Raw genomic sequence first — 19,252 nt, 5'->3', positions numbered from 1 at the left:
TTAGAAATTGCCCGAAAATTTAGAAAAATACGAGGCGGGCACTTGACAGGTACCAATTAAGCCATTACTTTTGTATCACATTTAGAGAGATGGCAGAGTGGTCGATTGCGGCGGTCTTGAAAACCGTTGACCTTTGCGGGTCCGGGGGTTCGAATCCCTCTCTCTCTGCGAGTAAACAGAAAAGCCCTGTAGGTGAAAACTTACAGGGCTTTTTGTTTTAGTTCAGATATATATCGGACCCTTTTGGGTAGCAGATACCTTTGTTACCTGCTTCAATTTACAATTGAAAAGCTTTTAAGTAATTTAAGTGGAATAAAAGGGAAGGAACCTTCAAGTTAACAGATGCAGCCTTAGAGAATACATAAAGAGAGGGGCTAAGCGACTACATCGAAATTTGAAAACGCCTGTTTTGTAAAACATTAAAGGCGTTTTTCTTTCAATACGTACGCATATACGTACAACTTTTGCTTCCCTGCTGCATTTCATCCGTTAGAAAGCCATGGCTTAGGGTGCGTAATTTTCTTCGCATCTTCCCTTTGACTCAGCATAGGACTATGCCCAGGTAACTTGTATTTGATAGACGGAGCATAACTCCTTTCTTGAAACGCTTTGGGTTAGACCGGGTGGCCCAGTTTTCGGCAGGTCTGTTTATTTTCATGCTGAAGATATACCACTCATTGATGGACCTACGCTAGAAAGGAAAACCGGTGATGTAGCTCTTTCGAAGACACTCCGCTGAATACAAGGCTTGGTATCACCGATTATAAATTAGAGGCTTGCACTTGCTGCACTTTCATCGCGCTTATCCTTCATTACCCTACTGAGAGAGACGGCGCAGAGGGTGGCGATCCCTGCACTGACCAGCGGCCCTCCTTTAGGTAAAACAACTACCCTCTTGTTATCTTCTGGGAACTTATCCTTGCCCCCTTGATCACCGCAACAGACCAGTTTCTGTCCTCTCAGCAGGAGTACATAGCTCAGTGTATTAAAGCCAACCTCTAGCCAAAGGCCTTCGAAAGGGAGCAAAGGAAAAAGGAACCCGGAGTCAAGGAGACCAAGGCAAGAAGACGAGCAGGAGGCGAAGGAAGTCTTGGTAGTTGAGGGTTCAGACAAGCAATAACCTGGCAGCCAGACCATTGCTTTGTTTTCCTTCCCCAATGGGCCGGATTCAGCGGCGCTGCAGGGCTAAGCCGGCAGCCCCTCCAGCAGGCGCTCTATAGATTCCGGGCGGATGGGCTTCACCAGGTACCCGTCGGCCTGCAGCATCCGGGCCCGTTCCCGGTCGATGGGGTTCTCCGAGGAGGTGAGCACCACCACCAGGGGCTTCGAGGGAAGGGGTAGCCCGCCCATGGCCTCAATCATCTTGAAGCCGCTCATCACCGGCATCTTCAGGTCCACCAGGATGAGTCCGGGGAACTCCTCCGCCGGCCCTCCGCACGCGGCCTTCACGGCCAGGAACCCCTCCAGCCCATTCACGGCGGTGGCCACGTCCTCGGCGACCTCCATCCTTACCAAGATCTTCTTGGCCACGAACAGCGCCGAATCGTCATCATCTACCACCAGGACTCTTTTGAATTTTCTCACGTTATATACTTTGTTACTCCTTAGGCAGGTGTCCATACCTGATCAATACTCCCGACATACCGGTAAATCAAGAGGAAGGTTGCCTGCACCCTGCATAAGGGTATATGCATCCGTAGTTTGTATTTGATGGACGGGGTATTTCCGGGATGGAAACGCTTTGGGTTTGACCGGGTAGGTCTGTTTTGACGCTCCTACATACCTATGACACAAATATGTAAGCCACTCCTAAACTAGGATTCTTAAGGAAACAGGACTTTGGCTTCTTTAAAACTCATAGACCTCCCTGTTTTAAGCTTAGGGGCTGCCTTGTTTAAATTGTACGAGCTCGGTTGCACTCTCTCCGCATTAAGGGCAAGTGTTTTATGACTCATAACCAGTATTTTGCATTACAAACGATTTCAATTAACTTGAACGGCCAGGATAGTATCGTCTGTAATCCCTGCATTGACCATTAACCCAATCACCTGTATGATCCTGTTCCAACAATACCAGAAAATCTCTTTGCTAAAAGGTTTTAGTTTGTTTTATCTGATATTTGCCTTCGCCTTAAGCTTGCGGGCGCAGCAGCTGGTGGATGTTTCTCAGTTGGGTAAACGGAATGGGGCCAAGGTGCGGGTGGAGGGCGAGTTGGTGGACGTTACCTGGCCTACTGGTAGGAACGGGAACGGGAGGCTGGTCCTGGACCTTAATAAGGGCATGCCACTGTTTAAGAGCATAGGTTTAGGGTCGAAAGCCGGGTATAAGGAGATCGCAGCTGGGCTTGACCCTGCCTTCATTCTCACGGTGGGCAAAAGGACTCTGGACCCGAAAAGCGGGGGATGGGACGTGTTCTTTGACCGGGTTCCCCAAAAGCCCTATAAATCCCATTTGGTGGACTTCCAAAAACGTTCCGCAAGCGTGAGTAGCTCCGGCGCCCATACTGTCATCCGTATCCCCGGCATGCAGGCGGCCTCCTTCAGGGGAGAACTTGAAATAACACTATACAACGGAAGCCCTCTGTTCAACGTGGCGGCAGTGATGGTTACGGAGGCTGATTCCACCGCGATCCTCTATGATGCGGGTCTGGTGAGCAAAACCCAGGCTTGGCAGAACATATCCTGGTCAGATGTGAGGGATGTGCTTCAAACCACAAAGGTGGTACACGAAACTGACGCGGTGAACCAGGAGGTGAAGTACCGCACCATCATAGGACAGGGCAGAGGGGGGAGCCTCGCGCTGTTCCCGCCCCCACACCAGTATTTCTATCCCTTGGATGAAGCTTTCAACTTGAAGTTCACCTGGTGGGGGCAGGGCTATGGGGGGCTGATGGCCGGCTACGGGATCGGTATCCGCCAGGACCCCATAGGGGACCGCCGTTTTGTTCCGTGGTTCAACGCCCCACCGAACACCAGGCAGCGCCTGAATTTCTTCTGCCTGTTGGATCTCGGCAGCCCCGCAAGAGCCCTGGAGGAAGTGAAGAGATTTACCCACGGCGATTCCTATGTTCCGCTTCATGGTTACAAGACCATGGCCAGCCACTTCCACAACGAGTTCACCATGGATGTGGTACTGAAAGGATTGCCGGTGCCGGAGAAGCCTGAGTTCAAAACGGTCTTCGAGAAGGCCGGAGTGAATATCGTCCATCTTGGGGAGTTCCATGGGCCAGGTCATCCCAAGGGACCGGACGAGGACCGGTTGAAGGAACTGCATGCGCTCCATGAGCAGTGCGCCCGGCTTTCAGATGGCAATTTTCTTCTGCTTCCGGGCGAGGAGCCCAACAACTTCTACGGGGGGCATTGGCTCAGCTTTTTCCCAAGGCCCGTCAACTGGATCATGTCAAGGAAGTCAGATATGCCTTTTGTCTCAGACCATCCCAAATACGGGAAGGTGTACCGTATAGGGGACAAGGAAGAGATGCTGAAACTGCTTGAGCTGGAGAACGGACTGGCCTGGACAGCGCACGCCCGGACAAAAGCTTCCACTGGCTATCCTGACGCTTACAAAGGAGAACCGTTCTTCCAATCCGAAACCTTTATGGGCGCGGCCTGGAAAGCTATCCCGGCGGACCTTTCCCTGCCTACCCTCAGCAAGCGTGTACTAAACCTAATGGACGACATGACCAACTGGGGCCTGAGGAAGCATGTGATTGCCGAGAGTGATATCTTCACCATTACGGAGCAGAACGAGATGTACGCGCATTTGAACGTGAACTATCTGCAGCTGGATAAGCTGCCCGACTTCAAGGAAGGTTGGCAGCCGGTGCTGGATGCAATGCGGAAGGGGAAGTTCTTCGTCTCGACAGGGGAGGTGCTTCTCCCGGGGTTCACCGTGAACGGCAAGGGGGCCGGCGAGACGGTCAAGGTCTCCCGCTCCGGCAAAGCGAAGATCGCACTCTCGGCCGACTGGACTTTCCCCCTGAACTTCGCGGAGGTAGTGTCGGGCGACGGAAAAGAAGTGTTCCGTGAGCGGATAAACCTCAACAATACCCTGGCCTTCGGGAAAAAGCAGTTTAAATTTACTGTGGACCTACGCAAACGGAAATGGGTAAGGCTTGAGCTATGGGACATCGCGGCGAACGGTGCCTTCACGCAACAGGTTTGGTTGGAATAGTGTCATAAAGTGCCATAGCTTACAATAATACACCTGAATATTGCTTAAGGTTGCCCCTGTTGAGGCTGAGACGCGTCTGTATTTACTATACTTTTTTGATACGGCACACAGTACCCAAGTCACTATTCATTATAGCCTTGATCAGATAGCCAAAAAATGCTAACATACCAATTTGACAATCCTTAAAGGAGCTAAGGTGCAAGGCTGGCCCGTACAAGCCTTTGGAAAACGCAAGTAGCCAAGTTTATATAGACTTATTGCCATTCTCAAGCAGCATAATACTTACAAGTTGGTATTGGTTACAGGTTATTTAAATATAATATTTACAAAATTTATTTACAAATTTATATAATAAAGCTTTCTTTATCCTTTAATTTCCATAAATATAATTTACCCAAACAAGCATAATACTTATTTTATATGAAAAAAATCATACTCCTCATTACAGTTGCCCTGTTCTTGGGTGAGCTGCAGGCCAAGGTTCTGACCGTAAGTAACCGGGCAGGCAATTCCGCCCAGTACAAAACGGTGCCTGCCGCCATTACCGCAGCGGCGGCGGGAGATACCATCTACATCCATGGGTCTGAGACGTCTTACGGAGACGTTACCATTGACAAGAAGCTAACCCTTATGGGGACCGGCCATAACCCGAAGAAGGAACTGGCGCTCGTCTCGACATTGGGAACAGTTACGGTAGATGCTTTCAACGGGGGGGCGAGCGGGACTTCGCTCATTGGCCTGAGGATCGGGAGTGTAAGCAACGCCACATATGGGCAGAAAGATGTCACCATCAAAAGGTGCAGGATAGATTCTTACATATATGCCTTCGGTTCTACAGGCGGAATCTCCACCAACTGGATCATTGAAAACTGCATCTTTCCTTATGTGCAGATATCCAACGACAAAACCAACGTCTACAATTTCCTGATCAGGAACAACATCATCACGCAGGGTCTCTATGGAACCCATACATGCGTAATCGATAACAATGTATTCATCGGGTCCAGCGCTGCCTTTTCGGATGTCCACTACGCCATCATCCAGAACAACGTCTTCTACGGGGCAACCCCTAAAGGGGCAGCCAACTCGACCTTCAACAACAACATCACCTTCTCGCCCTCGGACTCTGCCCTTCCCTACGGAACCAACGGCGGGAGCCTGAACAAGGTGAACGTGGACCCGAAGTTCACCAAGTTCACGGCCAACGTGGGGTTCAGTTACGACCATGACTACCGCCTGCAGGCCTCCTCGCCGGGCAAGAACGCGGGGACTGACAAAACAGACATAGGCATATACGGGGGCATCGGCTTCTCGGAGACCGGGGAGCCACCGGTGCCGGTTGTCCGGGTATTCACCATCCTGAACGGTGTGGTCGCCCCCAATGGCAAACTCAACATAAAGATCAGCGCAGAAGCCAAAAACTAGGGCGTTGCCATGAAGCTACTGAAAACTATCGGGGCAATCGGCATCTTGCTGCTTTTCTCTGCTCTCCAAGCCTTAGGCCAGACGGTTGCAAAGGGCGAGTACTTCTTCGATACCGACCCGGGTCTGGGCAAGGCAAAGGCACTTGCCGTCTCCCCAGGCGGGCTGGTGGACGTCACGGCCGAGGTGGGCACCGAGGGGCTTACTCCCGGTTTCCATACCCTCTTCATGCGCTTCCAGGACCAGAATAGACGCTGGGGGCTGAGCGAGGGCCGTACCTTCCTGGTGGAACAGCGGCTGGCCGCGGCCAACAGCGCCATCGCTAGGGCCGAGTATTTCTTCGACTCCGATCCGGGCCTGGGCAAGGGCAAGGCGCTGCCAGGAGGCACCGGCGCCATGGTAGATGTCTCTGCTGAGGTAGGCACCGAAGGGTTGGCTGACGGCTTCCACACCCTTTTCGTCAGGTTCCAAGACCAGAAGGGGCACTGGGGATTAAGCGAGCGCCGCACGTTCCTGGTGGAGCGCAGGTTGGACCCCGCCAACACCGCTGTTGCGAAGGGAGAGTTTTTCTTCGACTCGGACCCGGGGCTGGGCAAAGGCAAGGCGCTGCCAGTTGGAACGGGCGGGCTGGTGGACATCACGGCGGAAGTGGGCACCGAGGGACTTGCCCCAGGTTTCCACACGCTCTTCGTGCGTTTCCAGGACAAGCAGGGCCGCTGGGGCCTGAGCGAGGGGCGGGCTGTTCTCATCCGGAAAGGTGAGGATGCTTCCGCCACCATCGTCGCCGCCGAGTATTTCTTCGACAATGCCAACCCGGAACCTGGCAAGGGAACGCCATTGCCCATAGAGCCGGGCATCGTGCTGGAGACCGAGAAACAGGTCAATACTACTGGCCTCGCCCTCGGCAAGCACCGCCTCCAAGTGCGCCTGCGTGACAGCAGGGGCACTTGGGGCCCACCAGAGATCAAAGAATTCACGGTGGCCAATCCGCGGCTTGATGCCGTCACGCCGGCTTCAGGCGGAAACGTCGGGATGGTTACGGTGAATATCGTGGGGGCCAGCTTCGACAAGGGTACCAGCGTTAGGCTCACAGGCAACGGGCGGCCGGACATAGTGGTGCCGGATTCCATGATGGGCATCCTCAACGGGGAGCAGATCCGAGCCACCCTTGATTTGAAAAGCAAGACAGAGGGAACCTACAACGTGGTTATCACTCTGTCTAACGGGACCGTGCTGACTTTGCCCAACGGTTTTAGGGTCGAGAAAGGGATCGAGGCGGCTCCATGGGCGGAGGTGCTCGGGTTCGACAGAATCCGGAGGGGGCAATGGCAGACCTATACCATCAACTATGGGAATAGAGGGAACGTGGATGCGATAGGCGTCCCCCTCAATATCATAGTGGGTTTGGATACCCTGGCCGAGGTAAAGCTGGATTTCAGGCTGGACCGACCCTCGTCTTATGGGGAGGATTTTCCGTATGACTCCCTCCCGGTATTCTACAATACCGACAGCCTGTTCAACGAGCAGTACCTGGCCAAGGTGTTCCCCCTGTTCATCTCCAATATCCCGGCCAACTCCATGGCCTCCCTAGTCATTCAGGTCAAGACAGAAAAGAACATAGAACTGCTGGCCTACACAGATGCCCCTTATTACAATCAGCAGACCTTGAAAGTAGTGTATCCTGATGCCCCCCTGTACCAGGAGGAAGCTAGGAACTGGGGGGTAGTGGCTGGCAGGCTCGGAAGCAGCGAATTCAACACAAATGTCAAGGAGTGCTTGGTAACGGTCATGGGCCAAATTGTAGACGATGCCGTGGAGGACCTGCTTCCCAAGCTCGCCCCCGGCGTAAGCTGCTTTATTTCGAGCTATGAGCTGACGAACGAAATCATAGATTGGAAACGGGGAGAAGGGGAGGCGACAAGGACCAGTGTCCTTTGGAAAACGGCAGACGCATTTCAGAACTGCGCGTTGGATATTGTCCCGGCGGGTAAGTTGTGGACGCTGGGCAAGGTGGTCCTGAAGGGGGTTCTGCAAGCCAAGCAGGCAGAACCCTGCACGAATGTGGCTTATAGTTCATTTGCGCCCTTGAGGAGGCTTGTTAAAAAGATCACCGCGGTTAATTCCTTCGACCCCAATGATAAAATCGGTACCGAGGGGGCCGGCCCCGGCAACTTCGTGTACGGCAATACCCCTTTCCGTTACCTGATAAGGTTCGAGAACAAGGCCTCGGCCACTGCGGCGGCCCAAACCGTCAAGATCATTGACACCCTTGACACGAAAACCTTGGACATCTCCACGCTTCAGCTCGGGTTCTTCAACTTCCATGACAAAGTCGTCAACATACCTCCGGGGAGGAAAAACTACACGGCGGATGTTGACCTGAGGCCCGAGAACGATTTGATCGTGAGGATCGAGGCAAAGCTGGACGAGAGAAAAGGGATACTGACCTGGCTCTACACTTCCTTGGACCCAGCCACGCTCCAGCCGACGAAGGACCCCGACGCAGGCTTTCTGCCGCCAAACAGAACTGCCCCCCAGGGGGAAGGGGGTGTTTTCTATACCATCAGCCCGAGGGCAGACCTTGGGACCAACGCCGTTATCAAAAACAAAGCCTACATATATTTCGACAACAACGACGTGATCCCCACCCCAGCCTGGGTCAATACAATCGACAAGACGCCCCCATCCAGCCAGGTGAACGGTTTGGCTGCCACCCAAGCCAGCCCAAAGTTTACCGTTGAATGGGCCGGGAAGGACGAGGCCTCAGGGGTAGCCGGCTACTCCGTTTTCGTCGCGGTGAACGGCGGCCCCTACAAGCTGTGGCTGAGGAACGTTCCCGAGACATCCGCCCAGTTCACCGGCAAGCGGGACTCCACCTACCAGTTCTACAGCATCGCAAGGGACAGCACCGGGTTCGTGGAGGAGGCGCCAACGGTAGCGGACGCTACCACTAAGGTCTCAAACGTCACCGGCATCGAGGACGAGGTGTCGGAGCAGATCCTTGTTTACCCTAACCCGGCGTCCCATACCCTAGTGGTCGAACTCCCTGAGGTGTTGCGCAGGAGCAGGCTCAGTTTGGTAGACATGGCTGGCAGAACCAAAATGGACATTGCGGCCGAAGGTACGGGCACCAGCATCCCGGTTTCCCACCTGGCGAAGGGCATCTATCTGCTCCGCATCTCCAGTGGGGGCTCGGTGGTTACCCGGAAAGTAGTGCTCAGGTAGATGCCATCATCCCGGTAAACTATACTGTTGATTTCGGATTAACCTAAAATGTCAACTTATGGTCAAGAGCTGTCCTGAACCCGGTGGCTCTTGACCATTCTCTTTTGCAGCTGTACCGCCATCTTGTCTGTCCCCTTTGGGCACAACCTAGGGGAGCTAATGGGGCCTTTCAGTATGGAACGATAAGGCCTTCAAGAATGGATACTCGGCACAGCAAGCGTATCTCTTTGATTGTAAGGTTAGATGGGGTGTTTGGCACCCGGAAGTGTCCTCTTTGTTTCGTAATTTCAAGAATGGACGCGACAGTAGTACCAGAAAATTATAATTCCTAAGTGCCACACACATGTCCGCTCCAGCCATCCTCCGATCCCATCCTTTTACAACCCCTATATCGCATGAACATCCTCACCTCGGACATCTCCGGTATCTTGGCCGAGCAGCACCTCTCTCTGTGAGTAAATTTAAAAAGCCCTATAAGTGAAGACTTACAGGGCTTTTTGTTTTAGTTCGGATATATATCGGACACTTTTGGTTAGGTGATGGTCTCAGATTTTTAAATTTTTGAGTTTGCAAGAATATCAGGCACTAACCAATAGGGCTATAAGGGGTATGGGTGTGCGTAAATTTTTACGCTATCCTTTTTGTGCAGCAAAGGACAGGGAGCTGGTGGCTTGTACCAAGCAGGCGGGGGGGGGCCTGATGGCAACGCATTGGGTCTGACCAAGTGGGTCGGATTTTGGGAGGCCTGTTTCTATAAGCCATCAATAGTGCAGAAAGTGCAAGAAGTGCAACCTCCTGGGAAATGTTGGTTGGAGGTGCATTCCCCGATAAAGGTGAGTAGCTACTCTCTTAGTTAAGCCTCAGCCTATTTACTCTTAAGAAGTTAACTGTGGCACTTTTATGATGCAATTCGCTACTAGATTAGGCTAGACTTGAAGCAAAATACTAGGGTAAGATTAACATTCACAATAGTGCGGTATAGTAAATTAATTAGTCTGGTTACGTTTATCCTCCAAACAGGTAGTTGGAAACCACTTCTACCCCAAACTGTAATCAATGATGAGATAACTGCCAATGATAATTAGCTAAATTAGGGGCAAATACCGCACCCGGAACATCCTTTTTCAGGTCGTGCCAAAAAGATCAATGATGTGAGTACTGCTGCCGATTTTATTCTGCTTTCTGTCGGTCCATTGTTCAGGACAGATAGTACCTGAGGTAATAACCTTTACTATGCACATGGAGGTGGCGATACCGGGGTACGCACGGTGGTTGCGATTGAAGTGACAAAGAAAAGGGGTATTGTGATCTTTGCTAATTCCGAGTACGACTTTGTCAACCTTCTCGAGAGTATCGAGGAAAGGATTGGGGGAAAATAACTGATTGGTAAAAAACGGCATCGAAGAAAAGGCACATTGGGCCGGTGGGAAGTAGGAGGCATATCGCACTTAATTTTCCATCTACCCTAGGACTTTGGCCCTTCTAGTCTAAAAAAATACAGTTTCTTGGTTCATGAAGTTTGCTAAGAGGTGTAACCATCCAAGTTGATAGCAACTGCTGTCTGGTTTACCCAATAGACTGGTAATATTTTAGACTGTTGCAACTATTGGCAGCTTGCCGTTTATGAGGAGACTTCCCCCATTTAAGTATTCTATGTCCTCTCCTTTTGAAGAAGGAGTAAGAGATGTTGATATGGAGGGCTCTGCCAGCACTGAGCGTTTCTGTTTTTCAGCTTGGGTGCAAGAAAATTAGCTGGTTAGAAGAAGGACCTGTAGGCCTAGAAGTAAAAGTTGGGTTTTCATATTCTTTATTTTGTCAATTGCCTGGTAAGCGACCGTTGTCTATTGCTGACCTTTACACGAGGCCGTTAGCACAAATGATTTTTATTCTTCTTCACTGATGCGGGTTTTTGAAATCTCCTTCTCTGTCACTTTACCGTCTTTCGCTATGGTGAAATGTGTGACGGTTGAATCACTTTCTGTAATATAATTGGTGCTCCCAGAATCTACGATATCGGTGTTCACATCAATACTTATCCGCTCGTAGGTGTTTTCTGTTATGAACTTGCCAGTGGTCTTGTTTCCCCAACCACCGTCACCGCAACTTGCTGCGACAATAAAACTGTTAATTGCTTTTCCATTCTTATCGTAAATACAGTAATGTAGCAGATCACAGGAGCTACTTTCGTCCTGTGTTAGAACTGTAAATTCAATCAATTCTGGGTTTCTTTTCTGCCAGGAGTAGAAGTAGTCTCTATCATAGCCTTGCCCAACAAAGTTTCGCTTTCCATCCTGCCAAACCAGTTTGAATGAACTGCTATCTAACTCCTGATAGAAACCCACCCTTGTTTCCCAATTGAAAGTATCAATCTTGAAGCTCTCTAACCTTGAGTATTTAAATTTGTCCCTTAAATCTTTCAGCGGTAAAGCCTTTCTATTAATAATCACGTTTTCTTCCGTTTGTGAAGAAAGTTTGCCCTTATTTTCAGTGCAGGAGGTAATAGAAAAGATAAGCCCTAGAAAAACTAAGCCCTTGTTCATTCTTTAGTTTTCATTTGTGCTAATGTCTCCGGCTATGTGGTCGGCTGGAAGACAGTCCGCAGTATATATCGATCTTTCGGATAGCAGCTTAGTAATAACAGCAATAACCCCTGTTGCCGTATAGTCATTGTTACCCACTGTTGTTTTTTCTGCTTCTGTTAAACTATTGCATTTGCTTTTATTAAACTCGATATTTTTATGCTTACCCAGTGGCGATTGACTCCGGAAGCGTGATTCTAATTCAAGGATATTTTCCATGGAGCGATAATTCCAGTTGCAATCCTTTTAAGGATCAGAATTGACTTATAATAAATTACCAATTTTGTTTTGCCCTTTATAATCAATCAATTTTTAACATATAATTTCTCCTTTCACCTTCTTGTAGTAACTTCCATAAGATATTGAGTTTAGCCAGCTAATCCTCAATAAGGTTATCTAGAAAGTTGAACTAGTTCAAGCATTTTTTAACCTACTTCATGGCAGCCTGGGGTGGAGCCCTAGTACCTTTGTCAGGTAATTATTAAGGAAAGAATTAACAACAAATCAAAATGGAAACCTTAGCAAAAACTAATTTAACGGTCCAGCCAGGCAGTCGGTTCCGCTAGCACAAATTAGTTAATAGTTTATATCCGGAATTAATTGTGGTCGATTAAATTTAAATCATAGCGTTCTTCATGAAGTGTCTTACCCCATTGCTCCATTTGTATGGAGGCGGTAGGCAGAAAGCCTGCTTTTTTGTACATAGCAATAGCCTTTTTTTGAACATCTGTTGTTAAGAGATAAACATTGCTGAATTGCTGCTCTCGGCAATGGGTTAATGCAGCAGATAGTAAATGTTTGCCTACCCCGGTGTCCCTGAAAACCGGATGGACCAGGAACCACCTTAGTTGTGCTTCATTTTGAGGTTTGGATAAAATCGCAATACAACCAATAATTTGTTGATTGTAGGTGGCTAGCCAAATCTTGTCTTTTTGAATATCATAGTGTTCCAAAAACTCATAAAAAGTTTTAACCACATAGCCTTCAAACTCCTGTGAGTAGCCAGACTCGCGTGCATAAAGTACCCCGTGTAAATAAATTAAATAGCCAACATCGCCTGGTTTTAGTCCTTCGCGATACGCTACCTGCCGGGAAAGTACCTGATTACTATAATCTGCGGATAACAAGTTTTCAACTGTTCTCATGGAGTTGACCAGCATGTCCGCTTCATCGGAAGAGAGCTTTTCTAAAATTTTTTCTATTTGACTGTCAGATTTACCCTGAAGCTCCCGCAGTAATTTTGAGCCATCTTCTGAAAGTGTTATATGAAACACACGTGAATCTTCCTTAGAAGGTGTCCGGGATATAACGCCATCATTGCTGAACATTTTAATAATCTTACTTAAATACCCTTTATCTAATCCCAGCAAAGTAGTTAGTTCCTGGGCAGTTACCGGCTGTCTTTGCCCAATTTCATATAATATACGGGCTTCGGCTAAAGAGTAAGGACCATTTAAGATGTGTTCATTCAACAAGCCTAAATGGGCGGTATAGAAGCGATTAAAACCTCTTATTTGTGCTATTTCTTCTTTCATAGCTGCAAAAATAGTATATAGTTGACAAGAATCAACTATTTAGGTTGATATTTGTCAACTATATACTGTATTCCTTTAAATATCCAATAAATATCTGCCTCCTGTACCTGGATAAGAAGAACAATCACCCTTGGGTAGCAACTTAAATATTAAAACAGCAAGGGGAAACCCCGCCGACCGGAGCGCCGGTTGCAGAAAACAATGGAACGTTGGCCGAGAGAAACCCAGCTGTCGGATACACATTGTTACCTTCTGTTGTTCTTTTAACTTTTGGTTGTAGTTCTAGATTTCTAGTTTTGGGGTCATTTGAGAAAAAGAGGCCAAAACCGTATTTTTTTCCGTTGGTGATTCTTTTCTTTTTCGGCCTTTCTTATTTTGTCGGTCAGAGTCAGTGGATTTCTTTCCGTTTCAGGCCTGATTTATGTAAATCAGCCTGAAAACGGCTGCCGAATCAATGGTGCGACTATTCGCATTATAAGCCAAGTTCCTTCGCTGCCACTTCTTCTCCGTCTGTCAGTGAAAGTCGGGCGGTGTTCGCTTTCTTTTAGCTGACTACTACTCCTGCTGCTCATTTACAAGCTCCTGCTCTACACCTGCTGATTGTCTTTCTGCTGTGAATCTGATGTTTATATTTTCGATTACTGGCAACGGTCTAGTGTAAACGGCAGCAAGGACGTCGTGCGAAGCTGGCGTTCACACGTTGTTGGTACATCGTGCTTTTTAATGTTTGATAATAGATTCTATTTTAAAAAGCTTCTGTCCTCTACTAAGCAACAAACGATGATGTTCTCCATTAAAGAAGTCTCTTATAAAATTCCAGTCGCTTGCGTTCATGCTCCCGTTTCCGTTTTTATCCAGATTGTTGACAATTTCTAGGTTTCCAATTTTTTCGAAGTTCTCTTGGAAACGCATAAAGTCTTTTCTCCAAATGGTCAGTCCGTAAGAACCAATGTAGTATGGTTTGACTTCAGGATGAACAGACCACATCCGTTCGAGTTCTTTATTAGAGTATTTGAAGTAATCTTCCTTTCTGTTGCCAACACCGTAAAATCCGCTTTCGATAACTATTTGTTTTGTAGGTTTTTGTTGCTCGTCAACTGTCAGAGCGGCAAAAGTATAATTTTGAGTACTTTTATCTTTATAGGTGCTTGTACATAGGAGTACTTTATACCGCCCGTCAGCAGCTTTAAATGTTAAAAGGTCACCTTGATTTATATCCTTGATTTTCACTTTCATTTTTAGCATGTATGCTAACGATTTGGCTAAAAAGCGTTTAAATGCTTTTTAGCCAATGTTATGCTATGTGTTCCTTACTTTGCTTTTTTTAGCTCAAAGTCTTTTCCATGCTCATGGATTATCAACTTTTCCACTTTTCCATCACTTCCTTTAACAAATCGGAATTGGGTATTGAAATCATCAAGGAGAAAGATGTCCTCACTTTCTGCCAGCAACCTTAAACTCCCTATTCCCCCAATCGTGGTGTGCAGTTGACCATTTTGAACCGTAAAGTTAAAACGAAACTTATTGGTACCGTAGGATCCTTCATTTCTGCGCAGGACCTCTTCCGATAGTTTTAAATCTTTCCGGGGAAGCCATAAGTCGTAAGGCGATTGGAACACGATGTTGGACAATCCCATGGTGATGGGCCATAGGCTTTGACCATAGTTCCCTACATTCTTCAACAGAATGATGGTTACCTTTTCTTCTGGGTAGTAGACTATTTCTGAAACATAGCCTGGGTAACCGCCAGCACTCTTAATGAAGTTTCTATTCCCAAAATTTGCCATCTGAAAGCCATGGCCATATCCATTGTTTTTGGCTGTGAAGGCTTCGTTCCAAGTATCGGTTGAGAGTAGTTTACCTTGTGCAATAGCCTCAGTCCATTTAAACAGATCTCCCGTGGTACTATAGATAGAAGCGGCCGAAAAACTCACTGTATTGTGTAAGAATGCATATGGTTTCTGTTCTTTTTCACTAAGGAACTGGTAGCCGGTCGCTTTGACACCTGCCGGCAAAGCTTGAAAGTCAAATCCAGAATTGCTCATGTCTAAAGGTTCTAAAATCAGCTCCCTAACATTCTGCTCAAAGCTTTTGCCTGTTGCTTTCTCTATTACCAACCCGGCTAAATAGTAGCCAGAATTATTGTAGCTAAAGCCCTTGCCCGGTTTGAATTCCAATGGCTTGCTGTAGAAGATATCTAAAACCTTTTGCCTGCTTACCGGATGGTTCACTACCGCGGAATCTGCTTCATCAATATCGTTGGTGTAGTTGTATATCCCAGAGGAGTGGGTAAGCAAGTGCTCCACCTTGATTTTGCCCCCTTGGGGATAATCCGGCAGGAATTTGGTTAAGTTATCTTGTAAGGAAAGCTTACCCTGTTCCACCAGTTTCAGAAGCACAACAGCCGTGAAGGATTTAGTGATAGAAAGAATAGGGAAATGAGTAGCGGTGTCATTGGTGGATTTAGAGACTGCATCCTTCCAGCCATACGCCTTATGAAAGATTATTTCCCCGTTCTTAGCCACTAGTGCAGAGCCATTAAACTTGTATGCATCTGTTGCAGAAACCAAGTAAGCATCTAATTTATAGGCTAGACCTAATGCATTATTATTTCCCTCAATTTTGCTTTGGGCAAAAGCGCTGAAAGATAAAAACATCAAGACTGCAAAAGCTCGAAGGTTAAGCTTGATTAATCTTCCCATCTTGGTTTATTTAATTAGCAACAAGCGTTTTAACATAAAGCATAACGGCCTCGTGCATAAGGTGTGTAAGACCGTCGGCCAAAGCATGATGTTTATACCTTGTTAGCCAATGCTGTTTTTTTATACTTCTATTAATACTAATTCTTTAATTGCCTCTAAAGTTAATATGACTTTTTTATTCAATACTTTGGCTACAGACTTCATATATCCGACTATTGCTTGATGGTCTTCCAGTGATTGGACTTCTCTCGGGTCAATGTCGCTTTCCATTTCAGGTTCCCAGAACAAGATACAGTTGATATATATGTTGCCAAATATTATTGAGGCCTTATTTACTTCTGTGAAATCGGCAGGATTAGTAAAATACAGTAGCAAATCATCAATATTTATTCTGTCTTCCATTTTCAGGGTCCGTCCGTTGAAGAATTGAACTGTAAAGTTTTCATTAACATAGATAGCCCAGCGTTTCCAATCTTCCTTGTCTGTATCAAAGACGTAGATGTCACGTAAGGAGCCATCTACAAAATAAATTTCCTCCTTTAACGTCTCCCAATTTTCCATTTTTCAGTCTTGGCTAACGGCCTCGTGCATGAGGCGTGCAAGGCCGTCGGCCGTAGCATGCCTTATGCACAATGTTGGCAGTAGTTGTTATTGGAACCGTTTTGAATAATCTTCATAGTCTCTCCATTCATTTCCTGTCAGGCGAGTGAGTGCATTGAAGTCCTTTGCCGCATTTGCTGTGTCGCCAAGTAAATACCACGCAGCGCCTCTGCCATATAGAGCGTGATTAATGTACTCACTATGTGAGCCTAATTTAACTACTTTATCATAGTCCTCAAGGGTAGGTTTGTACTTGTGCTGCTCCATTCTGCTTTCTGCTCTCCTGAAAAGGAACTCAAAATCGTCTGGATATTCTTTCAAAGCCCTTGAGTACATCTCCTCTTGAGTAGCATTATCGGCTGTATGTGCATACGCACGTCCTAGCTTGTCGAAGACCGTTCTTTCCTTAAATCCTTTTGATATTGCCCTTTCAAAGAATTCGGCAGCAACTTCCAGTTCTTCTGTATTTATGACGTCGGTGCCTTCGTCTGATTTCTCTACCCCAATTGCATACAGGGTTTCTGCTGAGGTGAATAGATAAGGGTCAGACAGGAAATAAATGGTCAAGCCAATCAATGCCAAAACACCAATGAACAAAGAGGCCTTTTTCATTTTATTTTTTCAATTGCTGCCAACTACAGCATATAAGGAGCAGTTCCGGTTATTGGCACCTTGGCTGGAGTATCTGGTTCTGCTTTCCACTGACCATTACAGCAAACCCCTGTCTCCAATCGCATCCGCAACATACTATTTACCTTGATATATATACCAGCTAATATAACCTTTGCTCCCAGTTTGTCAAGCCTGCTAATGATGCCTCTCTGTTCTATGAAACCATCGTCGGTTTTCACGTAGCGGCTTACCTGGTGGGGGTTCACCAGGTGCAGGGAGCTGTTCATTATGCGGGTCCCTCGCCAAGGATAGGAGTGGGTTATTTATGAGTCACCCATCTTCTGTGCTTGAAGTGTAAAATTCCTGCAGCTTTTCTCTTCATTCCTTGAATTTGGTCCACTTTTCCTTTGCCTTGGTGCCGTTGATGTCTCCTTCCTGCAGCAAGGTGCCATCTGGTTGGAGTTTGAACTTGAAGGTAAAGGTTTTGCTAACCAATTTAAGGCCAGTATTGCTCTCGTTCAAAATGGTTTCTGTCAGTACCCCGTTGGCAACTTTGTAGGTCCCGAAGAGTGCTCCCAGAATCTCGTTTGTCCTGGCATCCATCTGCAGCACCGTAAAGTGAGTGGGAGAGAAGATCTTAAACCTGATAAAACCCTTCTGCTGAGGTGTGGCCGGAAGGCTGTCACCCATGGTGAGTTGAGATAGGTTCCAGGTGCCATTGAGGCTTAAGGATTTGGTTTGTGCCTGGGCATCCGTAAAGAGGCACATCAGCACGAACACGGCAGTCAGGACGTTTTTCATGGCCCAATCTCTATCTAGTTGCACATAGTTTAATTTAGAAAAACTATCTCCTAAATCCTAGATATATGTATTGGGAATCAGTGGGTTAAGAAAATGAATAGTAAACGGTGATACAATGTCGTCCCCTCATGGCTGTGGATGAACAGCATCCTCAAGGCCAAATCCGGGAAGAAATCAGGCATTCACCTGGTTTAAAGCTTCACTGTCTTCGGCTGGTTCAGGGATGCTCCACATGAGGACCTTGTCTATCCTGACCCCATCCATGTCCACTACCTCAAACTCGTGGCCCGCGTGCGTGAACCTTTCCCCGGTGGCAGGAAATCGGCCTAAGATAAAAGAGATGAAGCCGGCCAGCGTGGAGTAGTTCTCCTCATCCCGGGGCACAACCGCCTTTTTCAATGCCCTGTTTAGAGCCTGCACCTCTATGGAGCCGCTGACCAGCAGGGAGCCGTCCTCCCTTTTCACGATCTCTGGCTCGTCTACCTCGTGGGCATCGGGGATGTCTCCCACAATTGCCTCCAGAATGTCGTGGAGCGTAAGAATGCCCTCTACGGTGCCATACTCATCAATCACAATCCCCAGGTACTGCTTACTACGCTTGAACAGGTTCAGGGCTGTGCTGGCCGACATGGACTCTGGGAGGAAGATGGGCTTCAGGACCACGTCTCTGAGATTGCCTCCTTTACCCTTTGCCAGGAATTCATAAAAGTCTTTGGCCGTCAGTATACCCACCACGTTGTCCAGGCTGCCCTCAGTGACGGGGAACTTGGAGTGGGCGCTGGCCTGGATGGCCTCCCTTATAACCTCCAGCGGTTGGGTAATGTCCAGGTACTCCACCTCTCGGCGGTGGGTGCGCAGGTTCTTGGCTTTCTGGCCCGCAAAGGAGAATACGTTCTGGTGCAGCCGTGTTTCCTCTTTAGCCAGCACGCCCTGCCGGCCTGCCGTCCGGATAATCTGGCGCAGTTCTTCGCTGGAGAGCCTTTCCTCTGTCTGCTCCTTCACGCCCAGGGCTTTGGTCACCAGGCTGGTGGAGCCGGAGAGGAGTTTCACCAGGGGCATGGTGAGGGCCGTAAACCCTTTGATGATGGGCGCAACCGCCAGGGCGATGCCGTCTGCGTTGCTCAGGGCGATAGACTTGGGAATCAACTCCCCGATGACGATGGAGAAGTAGGTGATCAGCCCAATAACAAGCACCACGGAAAGGGTATGGGCATAGGGAGCCAAAAAGCTGAACCCTATAAGCCAGCGCTGCATGTCATCAGACAGGGCCGCCCCGCCGTAAGCACCTGAAATAATCCCGATGAGGGTGATGCCCACCTGAATGGCAGAGAGGAAGTCCTCGGGCGCCTCCAGGAGCGCCACCACAATTTTGGCCCGCCCACTTCCGTCCTTGGCCTTCTGGGCCATGCGCGATTTATTTGCGGAGATGATAGACAGCTCAGAAAGGGCGAAGAAGCCGTTGAGCAAAGTCAGAAGCAGGATGATAAGGATTTCCATGGGGACGGTTACGTGCGGGGAAACCACTAAGTTAAGTTAAACGGGTGGGTTATCTGTGACTTATGGCTAATTGCGGCCTTTTACCACAAACCATCCTGCAAGATTC

12 protein-coding genes and 1 tRNA gene are annotated in these 19,252 nt (G+C 48.1%); 4 read left to right on the top strand and 9 right to left on the bottom strand.

Annotated elements, in window-relative coordinates:
• The first annotated feature begins 83 nt into the window (after window positions 1-83).
• Window positions 84-168: transfer RNA gene (locus tag J3P34_RS06225), tRNA-Ser, on the top strand.
• A gap of 1,017 nt (window positions 169-1,185) precedes the next feature.
• Here the strand turns inward: J3P34_RS06225 and J3P34_RS06220 are convergent.
• Complete coding sequence (locus J3P34_RS06220) at window positions 1,186-1,620, bottom strand: response regulator (RefSeq protein WP_210487149.1); 435 nt, start codon at window positions 1,618-1,620, stop codon at window positions 1,186-1,188.
• Between the two features lie 483 nt (window positions 1,621-2,103).
• On the opposite strand from J3P34_RS06220, the gene J3P34_RS06215 reads away from it, so the two are divergent.
• The 3 genes from J3P34_RS06215 to J3P34_RS06205 all read left to right on the top strand — a co-directional run bounded on the left by J3P34_RS06215 (window position 2,104) and on the right by J3P34_RS06205 (window position 8,820).
• The gene (locus tag J3P34_RS06215; RefSeq protein WP_210487147.1) at window positions 2,104-4,173 is read left to right on the top strand and encodes a CehA/McbA family metallohydrolase domain-containing protein; all 2,070 of its coding nucleotides are present in this window, start codon (window positions 2,104-2,106) and stop codon (window positions 4,171-4,173) included.
• Window positions 4,174-4,593: 420 nt separating this feature from the next.
• Complete coding sequence (locus J3P34_RS06210; RefSeq protein WP_210487146.1) at window positions 4,594-5,598, top strand: right-handed parallel beta-helix repeat-containing protein; 1,005 nt, start codon at window positions 4,594-4,596, stop codon at window positions 5,596-5,598.
• Window positions 5,599-5,607: 9 nt separating this feature from the next.
• Window positions 5,608-8,820, top strand: a complete 3,213-nt coding sequence (locus J3P34_RS06205) for a T9SS type A sorting domain-containing protein (protein WP_210487144.1) — start codon at window positions 5,608-5,610, stop codon at window positions 8,818-8,820.
• Between the two features lie 1,883 nt (window positions 8,821-10,703).
• Here J3P34_RS06205 and J3P34_RS06200 read toward each other — a convergent pair.
• From J3P34_RS06200 to J3P34_RS06165, 8 genes are all read right to left on the bottom strand, one after another.
• Window positions 10,704-11,360, bottom strand: a complete 657-nt coding sequence (locus tag J3P34_RS06200) for a hypothetical protein (RefSeq protein WP_210487142.1) — start codon at window positions 11,358-11,360, stop codon at window positions 10,704-10,706.
• A gap of 635 nt (window positions 11,361-11,995) precedes the next feature.
• Complete coding sequence (locus tag J3P34_RS06195; protein ID WP_210487140.1) at window positions 11,996-12,934, bottom strand: bifunctional helix-turn-helix transcriptional regulator/GNAT family N-acetyltransferase; 939 nt, start codon at window positions 12,932-12,934, stop codon at window positions 11,996-11,998.
• 720 nt (window positions 12,935-13,654) lie between these two features.
• The gene (locus J3P34_RS06190; RefSeq protein ID WP_210487138.1) at window positions 13,655-14,170 is read right to left on the bottom strand and encodes a hypothetical protein; all 516 of its coding nucleotides are present in this window, start codon (window positions 14,168-14,170) and stop codon (window positions 13,655-13,657) included.
• Between the two features lie 74 nt (window positions 14,171-14,244).
• Window positions 14,245-15,636 carry a serine hydrolase domain-containing protein gene (locus J3P34_RS06185; RefSeq protein WP_210487136.1) on the bottom strand — a complete coding sequence of 464 codons (1,392 nt, stop codon included), beginning with the start codon at window positions 15,634-15,636 and terminating at the stop codon, window positions 14,245-14,247.
• Between the two features lie 120 nt (window positions 15,637-15,756).
• Window positions 15,757-16,197 (bottom strand): hypothetical protein, encoded by a 441-nt coding sequence (locus J3P34_RS06180; RefSeq protein ID WP_210487134.1) that lies wholly within the window; start codon window positions 16,195-16,197, stop codon window positions 15,757-15,759.
• Window positions 16,198-16,284: 87 nt separating this feature from the next.
• Entirely contained in the window at window positions 16,285-16,848 is a 564-nt protein-coding gene (locus J3P34_RS06175; protein WP_210487132.1) for a tetratricopeptide repeat protein, read from the bottom strand.
• A gap of 378 nt (window positions 16,849-17,226) precedes the next feature.
• Complete coding sequence (locus J3P34_RS06170; protein WP_210487130.1) at window positions 17,227-17,649, bottom strand: hypothetical protein; 423 nt, start codon at window positions 17,647-17,649, stop codon at window positions 17,227-17,229.
• Between the two features lie 174 nt (window positions 17,650-17,823).
• On the bottom strand, window positions 17,824-19,146 hold the full coding sequence (locus tag J3P34_RS06165; RefSeq protein WP_210487128.1) for a hemolysin family protein: 1,323 nt from the start codon (window positions 19,144-19,146) through the stop codon (window positions 17,824-17,826).
• Between the last annotated feature and the right edge of the window lie 106 nt (window positions 19,147-19,252).

The sequence above is a fragment of the Rufibacter aurantiacus genome (genome assembly GCF_017916345.1).
Taxonomy (GTDB): Bacteria; Bacteroidota; Bacteroidia; order Cytophagales; family Hymenobacteraceae; genus Nibribacter; species Nibribacter roseolus.
The sequence above is the reverse complement of the archived record's forward strand: the minus strand, read 5'-3'. Positions and strand labels throughout refer to the sequence as shown.

Bases quoted from the DNA above. Each gene is read 5' to 3' on its own strand.
- J3P34_RS06220 (WP_210487149.1), bottom strand. From the start codon at position 1,620: ATGGACACCTGCCTAAGGAGTAACAAAGTATATAACGTGAGAAAATTC.
- J3P34_RS06210 (WP_210487146.1), top strand. From the start codon at position 4,594: ATGAAAAAAATCATACTCCTCATTACAGTTGCCCTGTTCTTGGGTGAG.
- J3P34_RS06205 (WP_210487144.1), top strand. From the start codon at position 5,608: ATGAAGCTACTGAAAACTATCGGGGCAATCGGCATCTTGCTGCTTTTC.
- J3P34_RS06200 (WP_210487142.1), bottom strand. From the start codon at position 11,360: ATGAACAAGGGCTTAGTTTTTCTAGGGCTTATCTTTTCTATTACCTCC.
- J3P34_RS06195 (WP_210487140.1), bottom strand. From the start codon at position 12,934: ATGAAAGAAGAAATAGCACAAATAAGAGGTTTTAATCGCTTCTATACC.
- J3P34_RS06190 (WP_210487138.1), bottom strand. From the start codon at position 14,170: ATGAAAGTGAAAATCAAGGATATAAATCAAGGTGACCTTTTAACATTT.
- J3P34_RS06185 (WP_210487136.1), bottom strand. From the start codon at position 15,636: ATGGGAAGATTAATCAAGCTTAACCTTCGAGCTTTTGCAGTCTTGATG.
- J3P34_RS06180 (WP_210487134.1), bottom strand. From the start codon at position 16,197: ATGGAAAATTGGGAGACGTTAAAGGAGGAAATTTATTTTGTAGATGGC.
- J3P34_RS06175 (WP_210487132.1), bottom strand. From the start codon at position 16,848: ATGAAAAAGGCCTCTTTGTTCATTGGTGTTTTGGCATTGATTGGCTTG.
- J3P34_RS06170 (WP_210487130.1), bottom strand. From the start codon at position 17,649: ATGAAAAACGTCCTGACTGCCGTGTTCGTGCTGATGTGCCTCTTTACG.
- J3P34_RS06165 (WP_210487128.1), bottom strand. From the start codon at position 19,146: ATGGAAATCCTTATCATCCTGCTTCTGACTTTGCTCAACGGCTTCTTC.